General features: G+C 61.9%; 4 protein-coding genes. 3 read left to right on the top strand and 1 reads right to left on the bottom strand.

The genetic code is table 11. The features are described from left to right. The coding region (locus ACH2EH_RS21235; RefSeq protein WP_395144866.1) for a multiprotein-bridging factor 1 family protein at positions 1-249 on the bottom strand (249 nt) is incomplete at its 3' end. A 117-nt stretch (positions 250-366) separates the two neighbouring features. Here ACH2EH_RS21235 and ACH2EH_RS21230 point away from each other — a divergent pair. From ACH2EH_RS21230 to ACH2EH_RS21220, 3 genes are all read left to right on the top strand, one after another. Further along, the gene (locus tag ACH2EH_RS21230; RefSeq protein ID WP_395144864.1) at positions 367-540 is read left to right on the top strand and encodes a hypothetical protein; all 174 of its coding nucleotides are present in this window, start codon (positions 367-369) and stop codon (positions 538-540) included. Next, positions 537-2318, top strand: coding sequence for a recombinase family protein (locus ACH2EH_RS21225; RefSeq protein ID WP_395144863.1), 1782 nt, complete (start codon positions 537-539; stop codon positions 2316-2318). The genes ACH2EH_RS21230 and ACH2EH_RS21225 overlap by 4 nt, the downstream gene beginning before the upstream one ends. Positions 2319-2478: 160 nt before the next feature. Continuing rightward, a partial coding sequence (locus tag ACH2EH_RS21220; RefSeq protein WP_395144862.1) for a hypothetical protein occupies positions 2479-3114 on the top strand: 636 nt, incomplete at its 3' end.

Raw genomic sequence — 3114 nt, 5'->3', positions numbered from 1 at the left:
AAGAACTGGCTCGACCTCAATTTCCAGAGCACCTGCCAGCTTGGTCAGGATCTCCTCGCTCGGCAAGAGATACTGCCCGTCCGACTTGATACAGCCGTTCTCGATCAGGTTCACGTAGCTCGCCGAGATGCCCGCACGCTCCGCAAGAGACACACGGCTCCAGTTCCGGTCGGCGCGCTGAAGCCGAAGCCAGCGAGCGAAGCGCTGGCCCTGAGCGAGCTGCTCGGGGGTGGGCGGTTTAAGTGCCATGCGCCTATTATGGCACGAAAAATCCTACAAGGCAATCGCTATTGCGTAATTCGTAATGACGCGGTACACTCTGGCAACCAACTGTTTGATACCAAATCCAACCCAAGGAAAGATAGGATGCCAGCTCACCGAAAACCAACTCAGCTCCAGACGACTCTCATCGGCGCAGACCGAGAAGAGGTTCTCCGCTCGTTCTGTCAGGCAACCGACGTGCTCCGCCGCGCCGCACTACGCCACAGCGATCCTACGATGCTCTCGATGCCCGCTCCCGACTACCGGAGGGAGCGATGAGACCCAAGAAGAAAGCCCCACAGCGCTTTGCCATCTACCTACGCTGCTCCACCGACGACCAGCGCTTCGGCGACTTCACCACCATCGACACACAGCGAGAGCTCAACAAAGAGCGAATCGCTGAGCTGGGCGGTGAGCTCGTCGCCGAGTACGCGGATGAAGGCAAGACCGGCTCGAATCTTAACCGCGCCGCCTGGCGCAAGATGCTCGCGGATGCCGACATCCGCAAGTTCGATGCGGTGGTCGTGACCTACATGTCTCGCCTCGCACGTGGGGAAGCCTACCATGTCGCCGAGTATCTCCTGAAAGAAGAGAAAGTCACGGTCGAGCTGGTCAAAGAGAAGTTCTCGCCGGACATGGTCGGGCAGCTTCACAAGGGCCTCCAGATCGTGATGGATGGCAACTACTGCCGCCAGGTCAGCGAGTGGACACGCACCAAGCAGGAGAGCATGGTCGCCCACGGCTACCACACCGGCGGCGTGCCTGCTTACGGCTTCCGCTCCGAGACCGTGCCCGGCATGGAGCCCATCAACCTCACTGGTGGCAAGGTCAAGCCGCCGCCCAAGCGCCTGGTGCCGGATGAGAACGCCGCCCCCATCGTGCGTCACTGCTTCGACATCTACCTCCAGAGCGGCAACATGGGCCAGGTTCTCCGCTTCCTCCGCGAAGCCGAGCCGGGGCGTTCCTGGACGATAGACACCGTGCGCCGGATTCTCACCAACGAGAAGTACATCGGGGTGGCCCGCTTCGGGGAAAAGGTCAACCTACAGGCCCACGAGGCCCTTGTCACGCACGAGACCTTTCAAGCGGCGCAAGAGAAGCTCGCCAAGCCCATGAAGCCCGAAGAGGCTCCCGAGGTGCTGGGCTATGTGAAAGAGCAGCGGGTCGATCCCATCGGTTACTACCTGCGCGGCAAGGTGCGCTGTGGCCACTGCGACTGCCTGATGACCCCGGCGGGCCACTACGGGAGCAGCGGGAAGGTTGGGTACTACCAGTGCCCTCGTGCCTGCAAGCACGGAGCCGAATGCACGGTCAAGCGGGTGAACGCCCACACGCTCCATGAAGTCGTGGTCGCGGAGATAGCCCGCTGCGCCAAGCACCCCACTCGCCTGACGACCCTGATCCGGGAAGCCGCCAAGCGCCTCCCTGAGACCGACGACCTCTCAGCAGACCTGGTGCGGCACAAGCGCAACCGGCGGGAGACGGACAAGAAGATCGCGCGGCTCGTGGCAGCAATTCGGGATGGCGGTAGTTCGGCGGCGCTCAACAAGGAGGTTCGCCAGCTCGAAGCGCTGGGAGCGGAGCAGGACACGAAGATTGCGGAGGGTCAGGCCCGACTGGGCTCGCTCTCTGCCCCTCGCCCGGACAGCGCGGCGCTTGCCGCTCTGTGGGGTGACTTTAGCTGCCGGTGGCAGCAACTGAGCTTGGAGGAGCGAACGTTTCTTCTAGGCTGTCTCGTCGATTCGGTGACGATGCTGGAAAAAGAAAAAGGAGCCCTGCGTTTGCGTCTCTGTTTGCCAGAAACATCGCAAGACTCCATCTGCATAGTAGGTTTTGAGACCCACTTGGGTGCGAATCCGCTTCCAAATCCCACATCGTACACCTCACGCGGCTACGCGCCGCGCTCCTTCAGAAGGCTCCCGTCGCTCCAAGCACCTGCACTCTTCCCCTCGCTGTACTGCTACACCGTAAGCCAAAGAAGGCGGTGCACCAGTGATCCAGCACACCGCCCAACTCGCGCAGGCTACTCTCGCGCCAACGATCCAGCCTGCCGCTAACACCCACACTTTACCCGAATTCCGACTCCCGGAGGTTCGCTCTGATAGGGATCGGCACCTCGCAAGGCTTTTCCGGGACATCTGCTATCTCGACTCTTGTGAAGGCTGCCACGCACACAACGCTTGGTTCGCACGCCAGCTCGGCGTGGTCGAGTCTACGGTGAAACGCCTCCTTGCCGTTCTGGTACAAAACAAGCTGATCGAGATTGAGTATGCCCACGGGCGGCGGGTTGCCATTCGCCCCTTGGCTCCACTAGCTGACGTGCTCCAGGCGGGCTGGGTGGCGCTCTGTGAGGCCGTGCTGGATCGCCAGAAGTTCCCCGCGTTGCTCCGCCGTATGGCTGCCTCCATCTTGAACCGCCTCGGGCTTCGGCGCAGTCCTGATCTCTCTAAGCTGGGCGTTTCTCACGCGCCAAATTGCGCCCCTCCTGCGCCGGGAAATGCGCCCCTCTCTCCTGTAAGAAGAGTCTCACAAGAGAGCCAACAGACAGAGCAGAGGGCTACCGTTGCCGATCCTGCTGCTGTCACTCTCTTGCGAGAGAACGGGCTACCAGAGCCGGATGCAGTGAGTATTGCAGCCGAGGCGACTAAGAACGCTTGGCCCTTGGAGCGGGTGAAGCAGGCACTACGAGCCGCCAAGGCGAGAGGTGAGAACCTCCGCAACCTTGGGGGCTTCGTTCGGGCCGCGCTCCGCGGTGGCTGGCTTCCGCCCGCACCACCTGCGAGTCATTCCTCTGACCTTGGGGAGCGGCCACAGCGTGTGGTGAAGGCACTGCGACCGATCCCACCCGACTGG

This window comes from Armatimonas sp., from assembly GCF_043760365.1.
In the GTDB taxonomy this organism is placed as follows: domain Bacteria; phylum Armatimonadota; class Armatimonadia; order Armatimonadales; family Armatimonadaceae; genus Armatimonas.
The sequence above is the reverse complement of the archived record's forward strand: the minus strand, read 5'-3'. Positions and strand labels throughout refer to the sequence as shown.

Bases quoted from the DNA above. Each gene is read 5' to 3' on its own strand.
- ACH2EH_RS21230 (WP_395144864.1), top strand. From the start codon at position 367: ATGCCAGCTCACCGAAAACCAACTCAGCTCCAGACGACTCTCATCGGC.
- ACH2EH_RS21225 (WP_395144863.1), top strand. From the start codon at position 537: ATGAGACCCAAGAAGAAAGCCCCACAGCGCTTTGCCATCTACCTACGC.